General features: G+C 59.5%; 11 protein-coding genes and 1 tRNA gene. 9 read left to right on the forward strand and 3 right to left on the reverse strand.

Going from position 1 to position 16,903, the window contains the following annotated elements; genetic code table 11:
* Positions 1-467 precede the first annotated feature (467 nt).
* From ATE62_RS04245 to ATE62_RS04250, 3 genes are all read left to right on the forward strand, one after another.
* A tRNA-Leu gene (locus ATE62_RS04245) sits at positions 468-554 on the forward strand.
* Positions 555-747: 193 nt separating this feature from the next.
* Positions 748-915 (forward strand): hypothetical protein, encoded by a 168-nt coding sequence (locus ATE62_RS23535; protein ID WP_156420458.1) that lies wholly within the window; start codon positions 748-750, stop codon positions 913-915.
* A 122-nt stretch (positions 916-1,037) separates the two neighbouring features.
* On the forward strand, positions 1,038-2,714 hold the full coding sequence (locus tag ATE62_RS04250) for an alpha/beta hydrolase (RefSeq protein ID WP_058807162.1): 1,677 nt from the start codon (positions 1,038-1,040) through the stop codon (positions 2,712-2,714).
* A 2-nt stretch (positions 2,715-2,716) separates the two neighbouring features.
* Here ATE62_RS04250 and ATE62_RS04255 read toward each other — a convergent pair whose 3' ends face one another.
* Complete coding sequence (locus ATE62_RS04255) at positions 2,717-5,956, reverse strand: CHAT domain-containing protein (protein WP_058807160.1); 3,240 nt, start codon at positions 5,954-5,956, stop codon at positions 2,717-2,719.
* 820 nt (positions 5,957-6,776) lie between these two features.
* Between ATE62_RS04255 and ATE62_RS04260 the strand changes: the two genes are divergently transcribed.
* From ATE62_RS04260 to ATE62_RS23140, 4 genes are read left to right on the forward strand one after another with little or no spacing between them, the layout of a single operon-like run.
* A complete protein-coding gene (locus ATE62_RS04260; protein WP_058818433.1) occupies positions 6,777-8,114 on the forward strand; it encodes a metallophosphoesterase family protein in 1,338 nt (445 codons plus the stop codon).
* Positions 8,111-10,177: an ORC-CDC6 family AAA ATPase gene (locus ATE62_RS04265; RefSeq protein WP_058807156.1), complete on the forward strand. Its 2,067-nt coding sequence runs from the start codon at positions 8,111-8,113 to the stop codon at positions 10,175-10,177. Before ATE62_RS04260 ends, ATE62_RS04265 begins: the two co-directional genes overlap by 4 nt.
* Positions 10,174-11,229, forward strand: coding sequence for a hypothetical protein (locus ATE62_RS04270; protein WP_058807155.1), 1,056 nt, complete (start codon positions 10,174-10,176; stop codon positions 11,227-11,229). The genes ATE62_RS04265 and ATE62_RS04270 overlap by 4 nt, the downstream gene beginning before the upstream one ends.
* 50 nt (positions 11,230-11,279) lie before the next feature.
* Positions 11,280-11,681, forward strand: coding sequence for a hypothetical protein (locus tag ATE62_RS23140; protein WP_156420457.1), 402 nt, complete (start codon positions 11,280-11,282; stop codon positions 11,679-11,681).
* 37 nt (positions 11,682-11,718) lie between these two features.
* Here ATE62_RS23140 and ATE62_RS23145 read toward each other — a convergent pair whose 3' ends face one another.
* Together ATE62_RS23145 and ATE62_RS04280 are read right to left on the reverse strand one after the other, a co-directional pair.
* Entirely contained in the window at positions 11,719-12,072 is a 354-nt protein-coding gene (locus tag ATE62_RS23145; protein ID WP_156420456.1) for a hypothetical protein, read from the reverse strand.
* 10 nt (positions 12,073-12,082) lie between these two features.
* Complete coding sequence (locus ATE62_RS04280; protein ID WP_156420455.1) at positions 12,083-14,584, reverse strand: hypothetical protein; 2,502 nt, start codon at positions 14,582-14,584, stop codon at positions 12,083-12,085.
* An 834-nt stretch (positions 14,585-15,418) separates the two neighbouring features.
* Here ATE62_RS04280 and ATE62_RS22755 point away from each other — a divergent pair.
* Positions 15,419-16,132, forward strand: coding sequence for a flagellar hook basal-body protein (locus ATE62_RS22755; RefSeq protein ID WP_156420454.1), 714 nt, complete (start codon positions 15,419-15,421; stop codon positions 16,130-16,132).
* Complete coding sequence (locus ATE62_RS04290; protein ID WP_058807148.1) at positions 16,129-16,902, forward strand: flagellar hook-basal body protein; 774 nt, start codon at positions 16,129-16,131, stop codon at positions 16,900-16,902. The genes ATE62_RS22755 and ATE62_RS04290 overlap by 4 nt, the downstream gene beginning before the upstream one ends.
* The last annotated feature ends 1 nt before the right edge of the window (position 16,903 follow it).

The following is a 16,903-nucleotide window of genomic DNA, read 5'->3' on the forward strand; positions in this document are numbered from 1 at the left end:
GTCGGGGTCGGCGTGGGGGTCGGGGTCGGCGCCGGGATCACGATCACGCCTTCGCCGGGCGAGGCGACGCCGTCGGCGCCGCAAGCGGCCAGAATGGAACAGGCCACGCCGCTGAGCATGACCAAACGAACGCGCGCGAAAGCCGCCATGAAATTCTCCGTTATCCGCTGTGCGCGCCCAAAGCCCGGGCGGCGCCCCTGCTGAAAGTCACCGGCCGGAACGGCGAAACTATTCCGCCGCCCCCCGATGGGGCCGCCACTAGGGTGATTCGGTGACGGTCTGACGCCAGAGCGATGACATTTGGGTGACTCTTTGGAGTCGCTTCGATGACAGCCGCGGCTCTGCGCCGCGCGGCTTCTTCGCAGCTGCAAAAATAAATGCGGCGTTGGTCGCTTGCATCGCCCGGAAAGCTTTGCTAGGCGCCCGCTCCTACCTGGTGCCGGACCCGTTCCGGACCATCATGATGTGCGGTCGTGGCGGAACTGGTAGACGCGCAACGTTGAGGTCGTTGTGGCCGAAAGGCCGTGGAAGTTCGAGTCTTCTCGACCGCACCATGAACGCCATATTATGGCACAAACTCAGATAGTTAGAGAACCCCTCTACTTTATTGGACCACCTTTTAGTCCACCTTTGTGCAGGATCAGGCGGACGTATAAACGTCTCTTCCTGACCTAGATCATTTAAATTTCTGGATTTTTCTGCTCGGGAAGAATTGCGGATTACACAGCAATCAGCTGCTACTGGCCGATGTCGGTCGTAACCCCGGCCCGCCAGCTTTCCGGACAGCGGCCGTTTGCTCGGCTCACCGGCTATCGCGCCGAGACGGCCACCCCGGCTGTCATTGAACCTGACGGGCTCATAAACGCTGATGCGTTTGAATCTATTTTCGAGGATGATGGTCGGGGATCCTGCTGAACGCACCGGAAACCATCGGTGCTCTGAGAGATAATCCGCGAGCTCTCGTCGGATGGGCAATGTCCGCGTTGCAATCAACCATTCGACATGAGACAGAGCGGCGTCAGTTCGGAGAAATCCCAATGGAAAACTGGCTGTTGGCCATGGCGAAGGCGGAAACGCCTCGAGTCGTTGCAAGCCTCGCTGGCGCGCCGCGCCCACCCGTCGAGGCCTTTACCGATCTCGACGAATTCGGCTGGCGTCTCGTCGTCAGCCGGGCCGAGGTCCTCCTCGATGCCGATGACTTGCCGAACGCAGAGCGAATTTCCGGCGACCTAGCACCGGTGGCCCTCGGATCTCTTCATCTCAGCACCAGTATGGCCAGCGAAATCCTCGGATTGGCGGCCGAGGTGGCAACACGGGGCGGCGACCTGCCCCGTGCGGCTCGCCTGCTCTTAGAACTTTCAGGTCTGCTCGAAATCCGACTTGGCCCGAGTAGCGGCGAGCAGCAAGGTATCCTCCGTCGCCTCGACGTCATCTCCTCGGCCCTTAACGATGTCAAACTTCGCGAAGAGATTGCAGCGATTAGAGCCCGGCTCGGTGCCGGCGACCGTCAGACGCTAGGCAGTGGCTCCTCACGTTACGCTCAGGAGGATGTCGCGTACGCGACACAAGCGGTTGACGTCTTCTACGCCACGCACCGGAGCCGCACCGGCCGAGAAGATGCGTGCCGCTACTTTGGCGGACGACGTGGGATACTACAGTTTGGCGTGGCCGAGGTCATCGTCACCCCAAATCCCGACCTCCAGAAGTTGCCCGCGGTCCACATCTGGCGCTTGCAGTTTCGGCGCAAGTGGACGGACCGCGCCTACTTGAAGACGGTGGCAGCGCTTGGACACGAAGCCTTTCTCGAGCGGCTTAAAGGCGCACTTAAGGATTTCGGTCGCCGCGAGATCCTGCTGTTTGTCCACGGCTTCAATGTATCGTTCCGAGGTGCAGCTGAGGTGGCCGCCACGTTGGCGGTTGACCTCGATCTTGACGGAGTTCCGGTTCTCTACAGTTGGCCTTCTCAAGGAAACTTCGTGTCTTATTTTGTCGACCGCAACAATGTGATCCGCGAGCATGTCGATGCTCTTGCGGATCTCTTCGTGGCCCTGTCAGCGATCCCCGACGTCGGATCGATCACCGTTGTCGCTCACTCCATGGGCAACCAGTTTCTTTTGTCGGCGCTAGAGCGCGCACAACAAAAAAACGCCGCTGCAACGGCCCAGACGATTGTCTTTGCGTCTCCCGATGTTGACCGCGCTGACTTTACAGCCCGCGCGAGTGAACTCACCGCGCGCGCGGCTCGTTTAACGGTCTACGCCTCTCGCCGAGATCGGGCGTTGTGGTTATCGGCGATGTTGCAGGCCTACGACCGCGCTGGGGATGCGGCGGAACCGGTCATTGTTCCTGGTGTCGAGACCATAGACACCTCACAGGTAAGTTCCGGCGCAATCGGCCACGGCGATTTTGCAGGCCCTGCTCTGGACGATCTGCGCTCGCAGGCATGGTTCGGATTGCCCGCGGAAGCCCGCGACGCGATCCTGGAGGAAGCGACGTTTGGTGGCGGCCGCTATTGGCGAATCGTCGAGACCGAGGACGCCGATGCCTTTGGCATGGCGTTGGTTCTGTGCCGCAGGCTCGGGCGCACCGCGCTTCCCCACATCGATCAACTCATCGCGGCGGCTCCGGGTCGCACAACGCGCCTAAGTACGGCCGGCCAGAAGCTACGCAATTACGTTGAGCGCATCCTCGCCGACCAGAGTGGCGACCCGTAGCGTCAGAACAGCGGCTCTCCGCCATCGCCGAGGAGCACAAATGCCGCCCAAAACCCGGGTTGCGAGAACCGGCCCTGTTCGTCATCGCGCAGGTCTATCATGGCGTTACGCAATGCTTCGGCGCGCGGGACGCCATGGTTTCTTGGATCAAACAGCCGACGCACGAGGGCCTCAGTGGCCGCAGCACTTGCCGACCAATGGGAGACAAGAACGGCTCTCGCCCCCGCTCGGATAAGCGCGGTCGCCAGACCCGAGAATGCTGAGGCACCATACTCGCCGTCGCCTGCGGCGGTATTGCAAGCCGTGAGTAGGGCCAAGTCGGCCTCGATTCTGAGGCCGCTTAGATCCTCCGCGGTGAGCAGCGCTTCACGAGCCCGGTTCCAATTTCCGGCTTGGACGACCTTGGGCCATGTGGCGCACGACAGCAGCAAGGCGGGCTGTCGCACACCCGCCACCTGTAACTCTTGGGCGGTGAGGCCGTGGGTAGAAAAGCAGATGTAGCGATAACGGGCCAACTCGCCGCTTGCATTCAAAGCCAGCAACCGCGCCTTGGTGGCTTCGCTTCTCGACAGGACAAAGCTGTCGCGCCGCCCGAAGGTCGCGGCGAGCCGATCCAGTATCGCGCCGGTTTCTGGGACTTCACGCAATCCCGCCAGCGACGGTTCTCCACCTAACCGTCGGTTAAGGAGCGCCGCGAGGGGATCAGCGTCCAGTGTCTCGCACCGGGTGGCACCCAAGACGGGGTCACCGATGCCAAAGAAGGCTCGCGAAGCCTGGCTCGGCGACCGCCGCTCCCTACCGTCCACGAAGGACGCTACCGACGGCATCATGCTTATCGCAAAGCGGTCCACCACGAAGGGCGCGGCCAGATCGTTTTCGTTCTGATCCACATCTGGCACCCAGCGCAAGAGTGAGAGAGGCATCTCAGCCAGAGGTCCACCCACTACGAATATGACGTGCGAAGCGTTGGCGAGATGCGGGGCTAGGGCCGGGATCATACGGCGCGAGATGCTGCGCATGCTAAACGGGTCAGACTGCTGCAAAGCGTCGTCTGAAAGCCGGTTGGTTATACGGTTACGTAACTGAAGCGACATTTCCGTGAGGGTCAGCGAAACCAACGCGGCATCCGTTTGCGTCACGACCACGGCTGAGACGATTTCGGCCGGCGGGATCACCACCATCACTTCACCAGCGCGAAGCGCGCCTTGTGCCGCTGGGAGAGAAACAGCCGCCGCATTTAACGCATCGTCGGCGTGGCTCCGCGCGGCGAAACCGCTCTCGAACGCACTAGCGGCGGACGACACAAGACAACGCTGGGCGATCCGGAATGCTTCCTCGATATTAGCCGCTTCAGGGGCGGCTTGGTGTGCGACCGAGAGCGCGATGAAGTGGTGGCGGAACGCCGTCGCGAAGGTCCGCGCCTCGTGTCGTTCACGGTCTACAAAGGCGGCCGCGCCCGCGGCCGCAAGCGTAGCCATCCGGGCCTCAATGATCCCCGACGCCCGTCGATATACCTCAAGTGCTGGCGCAAAGCCGCACCCCTCAGCGAGGGATAGCAGATGGTTGATGCGCTCCTTCGAGTGCGATCCGAAGGCCGCTACCACGTCAGCGTCCGAAGGCGATTGGCTTCTAACTTCGTCCGCCTTTTGAGGCAAAGTGTGTTTGCGTTGCATGATTTGATACTCATGCCGCATCGCCATCAGGAGTCGTTCGACCTGCGGATCGCGGGGCAGGGCCTCGACGATTTCGAAGCACCTAGCGAACGCAGAGTCAGCGGCCTCCACCTGCCCAGCCATGCTGAGCCGCACGCCCCGAGAGCCGTAGAAGTGGCCCATCTCAAGGTGACCGGCCGGGAAGGCATCGCGGAAGGCCGCTTCCGTGCGCGCGTCGAGTTCGTTCTCCGTGAAGGAGCCAATCGGTGCGCCATCGTCCGTTGATAGCAACGAGGCTGCCTCAATGTTTCGACGGATGTTGAATAGACCCAGAGCGTTGTCGAGCGTAATTGCCAGATTCCGGCGGGACTCTTCGTCGGATCTGCCCTCCAGCGCGTCGATAACCTGACTGTAGAGCCGGGCCGCTTCCTCTAAACGTCCAGCCTCCTTCAAGATCCTCGCCTCGGACACAATCGCGCCGAGGTCAGTGTCGCGTGCGCCATCGCGGCCTTGGAGCGCGTCGCCAAGCTCGCGCGCCAGTTCGCCAAAACCGATGCGAGTGAGATCTACGCTAAGAGCTTCGGCAAGCCTACCGAGATAAGCGGCTTCCGCGGCGTCGGCCGCCGGTGTTGCCTTTAGGCGCGCGACGAGACTGACCAGGAGCGGCTCGGCTTCCCCCGTTCTACCAGCCAGTACGAGTGCCCGTCCATAGTTGACGTCGAGGGCGAGCTGCTTGGTTGGTTGGCAGGCCCCCGCGACCTGCAGAAGTGCGCGCGCCCGATCGAGACGCCCCAGCGCGGCTCGTGTATCACCACGATCGAGTGCAATGACACCGGCAATCCCGGCCAGCTGCGCTTCCGCTGCAGCGGCGTGGGCGCCGCTGTCGCGCCCAATATCGGCAGCCAGTGCTTGGGCGATGTGTCGCTCTGCAGTGTCAAAATCCTTGATCGTCCAAAGGGCCTCTGCCAGCCCGCAGCGCGCAACCGTGGTGCCGACGTGCCCTTCGCCGAGGCGACGCGCCCGCTCCCGCAAGATCGTTTCTCGGACTAGCACGACGTCGTGCTCGCGTCCTGCTGCGCTCAACTGCGAAGCCATCGATTCAAGACCGATGGTCTGGTCGCCGCGGTAGTCTGACGCCTCGAAAATCTGAAGGAGAAAGCGCAAGCACTCGGTTGCATCCTCGAATGCCCCGTCCTCGACGAGTATTGAGAGCGCGCCGCTCAGTGTCTGCACCATTTCTAGCGTGGCCGGGCTCGCGCGGAGATTGACCTGGATCGCAAATATCAGCGCAGCGGCTGCGCGGCGCGGGGCCGCTTCGAGGGTTCGCTGAAAGCTGTTCTCATCGCGCAGGATCTCTGCGGCTTCTTCGGGCGTGACGATAGTGGCCAAGGCTAGAAGGTCCTGATTGGCACGATCGATCGACGCATCGTCGACAATGGTGCTATCGTCCGAAGTTGTACTGACCGAACTTTGGAATGGCAACCAGCGCTTGATCTTTGGAAATATTCCAATGCGGCTGTCCGGTCCCCCGAACTGAAAGACTAGTTCGGAAAATTCGCTATACAGTTTGGCACTTTTCGCAATGAACACAAAGTTGTGATCACAATAGTCTTCGAGACGGCAGCTCCCAGGCTGATTTCGTGAGGCACCGAACGTCGAGAGCGAGGCGCCTTGCCGATTGTTCGGTTTGGCTAGTGCGGTCGACCGCGTTCAGCGAGATTGGGCGTCGACCAGCGCGAATGGGAACGACTAGCTCCGGGTTTATAGCCTATCGACGGCTTTCGACTATTCGCTGTCGTGAACCGGATAGTCGGCATCCGGCCATTCGCGAGGCCGCTACGAGTGAGCCTATGCCACCCGCCTGAGAGGAGGCGATACAGTATGGCGTCGCCGGATCAGACCCGCGCGGCAACTTGGCGTCGAATCGCTGGCGGGCTGTTGCTCCGGGCAACGCCGACTTGATGCCAAGTTTGAGCTCAAAGAAGCACCACGCCACTGACTAGTTGGCGATGGAGACGCTCCGCTCGCCGCCGCGGCGCATTGGGAGCGCGATAGGGCAACGCAGGCAAGATCGTCATCCGGCGCGGGTCCGGAGCGCCAAAAGCGGTTAGCAACTCGGGATGAATCCGCGTTTGCCGCGCCAAGGATCGAAGCGATGCCGTGAAAAAGAACACAAGACAGCAACCAACCGATCGCCACGATGCGTACGGCGAGCAGGAAAAAACTCCTTCGGCTACCCTTACACGACCAAAAAATTGCATCCGCAATATAGCACCGGTCCTTTGATATCGGTCCAAGCTGTCTGAACAGGCAACCGATTTTGTGCTATTGGCTTCGCGGTACCTTCATGCAGACATCTTGACCAATCCCAGAACTAATCGCAAGCTCGGGGTGTGGGGGATGATTCTGCGTGCCGCTTAGCAAACTGACAATCCTTCAGATCGGAGACGTTCATTTCCCTGAATGGTCGGACGAGGCCGCTGTGGTTGACCTAAAACTCTCGTCCTTCTCCCCAACGATAATCTCCAACCTCCGCACGAGCCCACTTGGTTCAGTGCTTTCGGAGCTGCGGCGCGTTTGCCAGAGGGAGCATATCGATGCGGTGATGACGATGGGGGACTACACTAGCATCGGCGCCACCGACCGGATCGAAGACGCCGTCATGGTGATGGACGGCATTATCAACGATACCATTGGCGGACGCGATATTCCAATCTTCGGTGTTCCCGGAAACCATGACGTCTCCAAGGCCGACGCCGTCGAGTTCGGAGACGTCGGCAAGTTCAAGCATCTGGTCGATGCCTTCGGAAAATATCGTTGGCGGCCCACGCCAACCCAGTCTTTTGTGAGGTATGAGGTCGCTGGCGCGGACGGCGCAAGCTTGACGGCGTATCTACTTAACTCAAGTGTCGGTTCCTGGTCGAAGTCTCTTTATCCAGAAGGCATGCGCTCGAGCATCTTCGAATCCGACGCCTCTTCGGAGCCTCTCAAGCTTGTCGATGAACATCTCTTCGGCGACAGCCTGCCTAAGGCGAATTCGGTCGATACATTGCTGACTCAGGTCTATGAACAACTCGATACCCCTTATTTTCGCGCAGTCGACCTCAATGACATTGCGACACAACTGAGCGAGGCGCGAAAGGCCACCTTGGTAGTGTCGCATCATAATTTGCTCCCTCAATATACTCCGCGGGTCAGCTATTTTGGCGAGGTTCTCAATGCTGGATATGCTCGTCAAGCTTTCCTTCAGTCCGGGGCAGATGTAATCTATCTTCACGGGCACATTCACGACGATCCAATTGAGATCGTTACTTCTCCGGAACCCGGTACCGGGAAGATCTTTATGATCGCTGCCCCGGCGCTTCCGTCGGGATTCAACAAAATCACGACCTTCTTTACGGCCGACAAGCGGCCGTTCCTGATCAAGGTGACATTTTTCCGAGTTGATCGGTCGGGCCGTGTGATTTCCGGCAACACCGCCATGTCGAGACTTATCCCACTTATTGTCCGTCCTGAGGATTTGCTTCGCAAGGACGTTCATCGCCTATGGAAGTACATCACCCAAGAATTGCCAGAGTCTGACCGTGGAATATTCAGCTGGGACGAACTGGTCGAGCACGGACGACACGTAAACGTCAGCGAAGCGGAAGTAGAAGCGGTAGTACTCGCGCTTCACTGTGCGGGTTTCATCGAAATTCACAATTTCTCAGAGTCCTTTGAATCATGGCGGGTGGAGATTCGGAAATGAATGAGCTCCCCCAAAATCCTTTCGAACCAACGAAGATCGAGCATGAACGCGATCCGGTCTTCTGGCTCTCCAGTCGCGCCAAGGAATTGGCCAGCGGCATGAAGCACGCCCACGTCGCCGGATCTCGAGGAAGCGGCAAGACCACTCTGCTCAGATCGCTGCGCACGGCCGACATCAAGTCCAATCCCTCCCTGCGTAATCAGTATCGCCGATCCGTATTCGACTGGTTCGGTACCTATATCCAATTCAATCGGACCCTGCAGACAGTCGTCGACAACACCACTAAAGCTGTGATCGGATATCTCCGCTCGCTCGGGACGGCACATCTGATTGACGAGGATCAGATCGCCTACCGAGTGTTCGATTTCTATCTCGAACTAACGCTGCTTCAGGCATTCGTCGCCGACATCGTCGCGATTTCCGATCGAAGGGAATTGTCAGTTTCGGCGCGCCTTGAGCAGGAGGTCTGTGCCCGCGTTCTGCTAAAGCTCGGTTACGACCAGAAATATGGGCGAGCCGATGTCTATTCTCTCTCGACCGAGTTACAACGCACCCGCGCGCTCTTCACCGCCTTGCCGACCGAAACCACCATGGTGGCTTTGATTGAAGCACTTAATGCTTTCACGCCGAACGATCTGCTCGACGAGGTCGTCGCCCTGATCGGCGGGTTGCGGGGGCAGATGATCCAGAAAAGCCGGCATATCCGTCCGATCGTTCTGATAGACGACTGCGAAAGCCTACTGCCGCAACAGCAGATCATCCTTAACACAATTCTCAAATCTTTCGAAGGGCGGATCAAGTTCATACTCGCCTTCATTGCCGGGCAGTATGATAGTAGCTCGACAACCCTTCCGAATACCGTCCTCAAGGATGATGACTATCTGCCCATCAAGCTCGATGAGGAGCCTAGGGAGAAGTTTGTCGAATTCTGTGAGCACGTCACGCGCACGCGTCTCGAATATTATTACAACAACGGTGGTGGATTACTGAAACGCCCCCTGCCTACCTTCAAGCTGAATCAGGTTTTAGGAAACCCGGCACCGAACACCCTGATCGCAACGATGGTCTCTGCTTCGATGTCACAGCGCGTTAGTTCTTGGGCGGGAGAAGTCAGCGATACTAAGCGCCATCTGCGCACTATCATCGACCGCAAGAACTGGTCAAAGCTGTCAATCGAGGATCCGCAACAGCCTTACATCGAGCATACCTTGCTGCGCTTGCTCAGCACCCCACTCGATTCGTTAAAATCTATTCGGCAGCAGGACACATTCGCAAAGGTTGTGGATCGTAAACAGGTCGCGGCGCTTGTCTATATTGTGAAATCACATTTCCGGGGTCAGCCCGTGCCGTATGCTGGCGCACAAACGGTGATGAACCTCTCGACTGGCTGCATTCGCGACTATCTCGATATTATGGGTGCGATCTATGAAGAAGCAATAGGGGCCATCGACCGCGAATGGAGCGCAAATCGCATCCCAAAGCTGAGCCATCTCATATATTTCGCGGAGCCGAAGAACCCGATCCGATGGGATATACAGCGCTCCGGCATTCTGGCGTCATCTGAGCGGAAATGGAAAACGCTGCGTGACTTCTCGATCAAATCCGCATTCGATATCGTATCCCTAGTACACGGCCTCAGCTCGCTTCTTGTCAACCTTCAGCGGCCTTCCAACCCGAAAAAGGCAGTCTCGGCCCCGGAGCGCGGGATATTCACGTTTGACTCTGTCCAGCTCGACAAAGTGCTTGAGGTGCGCCGCCTTCAGGTGCGCTCTCGCGAAATTATGCGTACGTTGCAGCGAGACGGTTTCATCCGCTTGCTGGGCGTGCCCGACGAATATTCAGCCGCCGCGCGCAGGCCAGCATTAATCGAATTTCAGCTACACAACCGTCTCTACCCAGAACTCGAAATATCGCATCGGGGGCCCTATGGAACGGTACGCCTCGAGGAGGCACATTTTGCTCTGCTGATTGCCGGGGGAGGCGAGATCGATCCCGGTAAATGGGCAGAAGCGGCACTTCCGAAGGGTAAAAGCGGGCTGAAACAAGGGGAGTTCGGCCTTTGACCGCTATCGCCTTGGTCGACCGCGCGACTTATAACGGTCTGCTCCTAGAGGAAGCCTCCGGAAATCTCGCTGCGCCGATCTCGGTTGATCTCGCAATCTTTACCTCGGGCTGGGAATCTCGTTCGAAATCCTTCGTCGGCAGGAAGCTTGTAACCGCCAAGAACTCGCTGATCTTGCGCTATGCGGACGACGAGATCATCGATGACTATTACGACCAGGTCGATCTGTCGTCGTGCGGAAACCATCGCCGAGTAGAACTGCCTTCCCACTTCGACATGCAGGGCTCGGTCGGCCGGCTCGTGGAACTCGTCAAGGAGCAGGCGGTGGCAGACAGGCCACGATCCATTTTTATCGATCTGACCTCGATGCCAAAGGTGATGATGCAGTGGGCAATCCTCGAACTGCTCCGTTCGAAGGTCATGGCCGAGCTGTTCCTAGGCTATATCCCGGGCTTCTACGATCTTGATGGCGGGGCCGGGCCATTCGACCAAGGCGTCCGAAAATACATGAGCATTCCCCATTCGCTGGGCGACGGCGGTTCCTCGGTGCGGCGCGGCTGCATTGCTGCACTGGGCGCTGATGAGAGGTTGATAAGTCATTACTTCGAGAGCGAAGCCGGTTTTGATCGCTATCATCTCTTAGCCTCAGAGGCGGAGTTGGACGGAAAAATGACCGAGAAGGTTGAACGCCAGATTTTCGCGATCCAGGTTCGCTACGGGCTTGACGAGGATAGTGTCGAGCGTTCGCCGCCTTATTCGATACTTCGTAGCCTGCGCGGACTGGAGCGTATCGTTCGTAGCGCGACCCACATCGATTCTTGGGAGTTGTTCTGCACAGGCCCGAAGCCATTCGCGGCCGCTGGTTGTCTGCTTTCCTTACGACATCGCAACGTTCGTTTGATCGGAAGGATTCCAGTAGAATATCGGCGCTCTGACGTGCGCGATGCCGGAATAGCGTCGATAATCCGCATTGTGGACCTGACCAACCCGTCGGTCTCAAGCCTTTGCAATTTAAGGATTCCGCTCGGAACGGAGGCCTATCGGAAATTCTAGGACGCACTCCTCGGCAACTTTTCGTCATTGTACCGGAAGCTTTGTGCGCAGTGGCCGACAAGCCTGCGTCGCTGCCGCCGGTGCCAGGCGCACTCGACCCGATCGTCCAGCATTTTTTGTCCGAACGCCATCGCGGAGGTCACGTGCCGGTCGCGCCGGATCGTGCAGATCGGCGGCGAGGAGGGTGCCATGCGCTTCGCCGTGCAGAACCGGCCGGTATTGCCAACTTCGGCCAGACCCATGCCTTCATGAACGACGAGAAGCGCATCCTCATCTTCTCGAAAGAATCCGGCTGCTGCCGGTTTGTTGTATGCCGTCACCGAAATGGCAATTTCGAGCAATTGGGCATTGACGTGGCATTCGCGGGCGCCGAGCCGCGGCGCGACCCTAGGTACACATGGGCGACAATCATCCGCCGTGTCGCCGAACGAGAAATCCGGTTTGGGTCCTAAGCGCCCAGGCCGTCTTGCATGTCCGGACCGCAATTTCTCAGAATTCGTATCGATCGATGGCGGTACGCAGCCTGCGCAGTCGCTTCTGCCGCTGCTCGCCGGCCTCGTTGCCGGCGACCTGAAGCTCGCGCATCACGGTCTCGAGCAACTGCAATTTGCGATCGTCGGACAACGTTGCTTCGTCGGCAAGGCGCAGTGTGTAGCGCGCCACCATTGCCGCTGGTTGGACGTTCGTGGCGACGCCATTGGTATCAGGGCCGGTGAAGCTCACCCTGGCACCATTCCGTATTCTGGGAAAGAGGCGGTGATCGAAGCGGGCAACCGGGTTGCCCGCGTCGTCTCGGATCGACCACCACGGAGTGCCGAGATCTTTCGCTGTACCTTCGGGCAAGGATCGTCTCCTATTCGCGAGTAATTCTGATCGTCTGGGCAGTGCCGACACTCTTCTTCTTGACAAAGAACTCAAGCTTGACTGTGCCTTGCTCGATCCCTTCGCTAGTGTGGCGGCTAAACTCCACCGTGAGGAGCTTGCCGTCGGCCGACACCTTCGCCGTCGTCGCGCGGCGGCCATCGAGCCTGATTTCGTCGATCTTGCCAAGATTTTTACCCGTTACGTCTATCTCTACGAGAGACGGTACCACGAAGGTTGTGGGTTCGGCCTTGGTAACGGTCACGTCGTCGGCATCCGACGCGGCGGCGGGTTTCGGCTTGCAGTTTTCACCCGACAAGGACGCATCATATTCGAATTTCTTGCTAGCCGGCCCAAGCGGTGTCAGTATGTGAACTTGATCATCGAGCTGATATGCGCGCTCGCCTGGGATCGCCGACACCGCCGGCACCGTGACGATGATCCCCGCCATGTCGGGCGCGATGACGAAGGCGTCGCGCCCTAGCGACAGGCCGAGAAGCATCACTCTCTCGGCGCGCCAAAGGTTGGGACCTTTGAGGAGAAGCGTCGTCGCCGCGCAGCCGGTGACCGGGCCGCCGATTACGTCTTCCAACGCGACGGCGCGCTTGCTGTCCCGGACCAGGAACTGGGTGAACGATTGAAAATCCGCGGCTGATGTAAGCGGCACCGTCAAATCGGTCTCGCTCCCCGGTGCGCCGAGCGTACCGCTTACAAGCTTTTGCGGGGACGGGGCCCAGACGGTCATAGCCTTCAGTTTCAGACTGGTCCACCAGGCCGGAACAGAAAGATCGACCGAAAGGTCGTAGGACTTAGCGACCTGCCGCACTTCGGCCTGCCCCTTTGCATTGGTCGTCGCATGCGGGCCGATGACCCAGCCGAATTTCTTCTTTCCGCCAACCGAATAGCCGACCACCTGGGGTACGCGGTCGAGAGCCGACGCCCGGTTCATGATGTCGCGGCGGAACCCGGCGCCGAGATTGCCGGCGACGCCGGCGCTGGGCGCCGAAGCCGCGAGAGATACCGCCAGCGCGAGGCTGTTCGCCGAGCGCGCCACCGTCGAGACCTGCTGCGCCTGCTCACGCGGGCCAACCTCGTAAATGCGGACCTGTTCGGCGCCGCCAAGATCGGGGCGCTGCAAAACTCGCCAAGTCGTCTTATCGGGTGCGTATCGTGCCACTAGCGCCGCGCAGTCGGGGCGATTTCGGATCAGGCCGAATACCTGCTTCTGATAATCGCCCGCGCGTTGATATTTGGCGCCGGAGGCCATGCCGGGCGATTGCACACCTAGATCGCCCGCGGAGAGATTGGCCGATCTGATCAGGTCATAGGACTTGGTCCGGGCGTCGGCTATGTCGAGCGCGAACGAATGAAGCGAGCCTGGCTGGCAGACCTTGGCGACGGCGGCATCCATCTCGGCCGGGGGCAAGGAGAGTTCCGCGAGCAATGAGCCGAAGAACTTATTGTCCGCTACATCATCCTTCGTCCATTCGGCGCGATCGAAGAGATCTTGCGGCGCGAGTTCGACGCCGCTTTCGTTCACCAGCACCGGCATCACCGTTAGGAACGAGCCGATGCGTGTGCGGGCAAAATCGCCACTGTCCTCAAGCGTGTCGAGGGTATTGTTCGGCTTGAACGTCGCTGTGTCGACCCGCCAGTCGCCGCGCGCGTTCGCTGCGCGCAGCCAGCTGCCAAGATAGGCTGCCGTCCCGCCGCTTGTGGAAGCCGCAATCTCGACCTGGATCGCGCCGAGCGCACGCGCATTGTCTGGATCGGGGACGACCGTTGCCTGCAGGTTGAGCCGGATCAGTCTGTTGTTCCCGGCATCGTGCAATTCGTCGAGCCCCGCGGCGTTGCGCGCGGCCTTCAACATATCCCGATAGGCGAGCCTGTCTCTAAAATCATCCGCCGGATTGCTTTTCGCGTCCGTTTTCGCGATCGGGCTGGCTGCGGCATCGAGCCTTGCGGTCACGCTGGAGATGAGTGCGTTGACCGTCGCTGCGACCTGCGCCGCGTCGGGCGGCGTCATTGCCGCACCCGTGGTCAGGGCGCCACCGGTTCCGAGTGTGCCGAGACCTGTGTTCACGGGCACGGTCTGGGTAGGAAAACCGGCTTCTATGATCTCGATGTCACGGCGCACCTGCGAAAGCGCGACCTTCGCCTTGAGGACATCGATTTCCTGCAATATCTCGCCAGTCTCGTTCGACCGCCGATAGCTTACGCCCGCGGCAGGATCGAACCGCGCGCCGAGCGCGGCCGCAAAGGCAGATATCTGTTCCATCTCCCGGATGAGCGTGGGCTGGAATACGGTCTTGGTAGGATCCTCGCTCGCTGTGATCAGCCTGTCAATCCAAGCGATGTCGGCGGCGCGCTCGTTGATCAGCATCTCGCGCGAATAGACCTTGGTGTCTCCGAGCGTGATCGTGCCTGGCGCATTGCGGACAGACGAGTCGAAGTCGAGCGAACCCGATCCGACGCCCATGCAGCCGGACAGCATGCCCGCGACGCCCAAGGCTGTAACGGTAACGAATGGCCGCCGCCGTGGGACTCGGCCAAAGCGAGCGCCGGCGGCTCCCGTCGGCGCCGTGCCGCCATCGACGTTAGAGCTTTCTGCCGGGTCGCGCGATAAGTCTGGCGGCCAGTTCCGGAAGATGTCCCGTTTTTTCGATTGGCTTTTGCAATCTCTAACGCTCACATGCCCCCGCCCCCCAGCGTAATGCAGACTACCAGATCATTATCTGCATATCCGCCCGTACTTCCAATTCCAAGCGGTTTTCGACCATTATATTGATATAATATTATCCAATGCAGAGCATCGTCGCATATCGTAACAGTGTTTTGTAAAGATCAATTCGGTCCAGTTCGTCGGCGGCGTCGAATGAGGCCGCGCCACCACCTTCGGCGCCTTCAAAAATCTATCTTGCGCTGCGCGCGCCTCCGGTCGGGCTACGACCGCCCGCCGCCGTACGCCGCGCAAGGCCAATCTCAAAAAACCGACGTCACATCCAAAAAAACGGGGTCCCTTTTGAACGCCGTTTGACAACAGGGGCCGTCGAACCCGTTACCGCCCCACTCCAACGGTCGGAGCTCGACCTCGTTTTCTATTGCCCTCAGCACCCCTACGAACGAATTGAGCAACCCGCTCCGTCTTACCCGAGCCATTGAGCGGACCGGCCTCAGGCAGACGACATCCAATAAGGCGCCGTCATGCAGGAGAACAAATCTTTGTCGTGATGGCCGGCCAACTCAACTCATCCCATTGATGCATCCGCACCCTTGACTCAAGGGGTCGGCGGCGGCGATTTGTTAACCATAAATCGGGGGATATGAGTTGGGTGATTTAATTGATGCAGCTTCATCAATATTGATGAACTCGGAAAGAAAAACTGAAAAGTTATCAAACAACATTTCTAATATATCTACGCCGGGCTTCAAGCGTAGCATTGAAATTTCGCATATATCTCAAAAGGCGAATCGCGCAGACTCGTCGCAGATATCGCAGAACTTCATTCAAGATTCGTCACCCGGCACCTTGAAGCAGACCGGAAATCCGCTCGATATAGCGATTGTTGGTTCGGGCCACTTTCTTGTTCGCCAGGATAATCAATTTTTCCTTACCCGTTCTGGCCAGTTTTCCCGGGGCGCAGACGGGACGCTCCGCGATGCAAATGACATGGTGCTCCAACTCGCCGCCGGCGGCGATGCAACTGTCGAAGGCGATGGAATCGAGATACTCGCCGATGGAACGATGCTTGAGCGCGACATTCCCGTCGGCGCGATCGGAGTTTTTGCGGCACCGGAAGGCGCAAACCTGCACTTATCCGGCGGCGGCCTCATACCGGCGACAGGCGGAGCTGCCGCGGTCGGCGATACCGAATTCGAGATCCGGCAAGGCATGCTCGAATCTTCGAACGTCGTGCTGAGCGACGAGATGGTCGCGCTGATGGCCAATGTTCGCCAAGCCGAAGGCGCCGCTCAACTGGTTCGGGCCTATGACCAGCTGATCGGCCAGGCGATCACCACCTTCGCGAGGGCGGGACGATGAACGGAGCCTTCGATATCGGTGCGGTCGCCCTGCGCGCGCAGCAGCGCGCGCTCGACACGATTGCGAACAATGTCGCCAATGTGAACACGCCCACCTACAAACGGGTCGACAGCAATTTCACCGAGGTGATGGCGCGGCAGGCGCAGCCGGTCAGCCAGACGGCATTGCTGGCTTCGCAGGATTATCTTCCCACCGGCGGGGTCCGCTTTGCGCCCCGCGAGATGGTCTTTCATCAGGGCGATATCCGGGTCACAGGGAATCGCCTCGACCTCGCCATCGAGGGCGCGGGCTTCATCGAGCTGATGGGTCCCGACGGCCAGCTTTTCCTGTGGCGCGGCGGAACGCTCAAGGTTCGCGACGACGGCCTGCTGGCCAGCGACAGCGGCCATGCGCTGCAGGCGAACATCGCCGTCCCCGACGACGCGACCAATCTGGAAATCATGTCCGACGGCACCGTCAAGGCCGATCTGCCCGAAAGCCAGGGCGTCGAACTGGGCCGGCTTTCGCTGGTGCGCGTCACCGACGGCAACGATCTCGATCGCCTCGACCGCAGCCTCTATCGCCCCGCCGAAGGCGCACGGCTGATCGATGCGGCCCCCGGCGAGGACGGCGCAGGCCTGTTCGCCCAAGGCCGGATCGAGAATTCGAATGTCGAGCTCAGCGAAGAGATGGTCGATCTGCTGACGGTCCAGCGCGCCTTTGCGGCGAGCGCGCAGATCATTCAGGCGGCCGACCAGCTGGCCGGCATTACCAACAGTCTGAAACGATAGA

The organism is Sphingopyxis sp. HIX (assembly GCF_001468285.1).
In the GTDB taxonomy this organism is placed as follows: Bacteria; Pseudomonadota; Alphaproteobacteria; order Sphingomonadales; family Sphingomonadaceae; genus Sphingopyxis.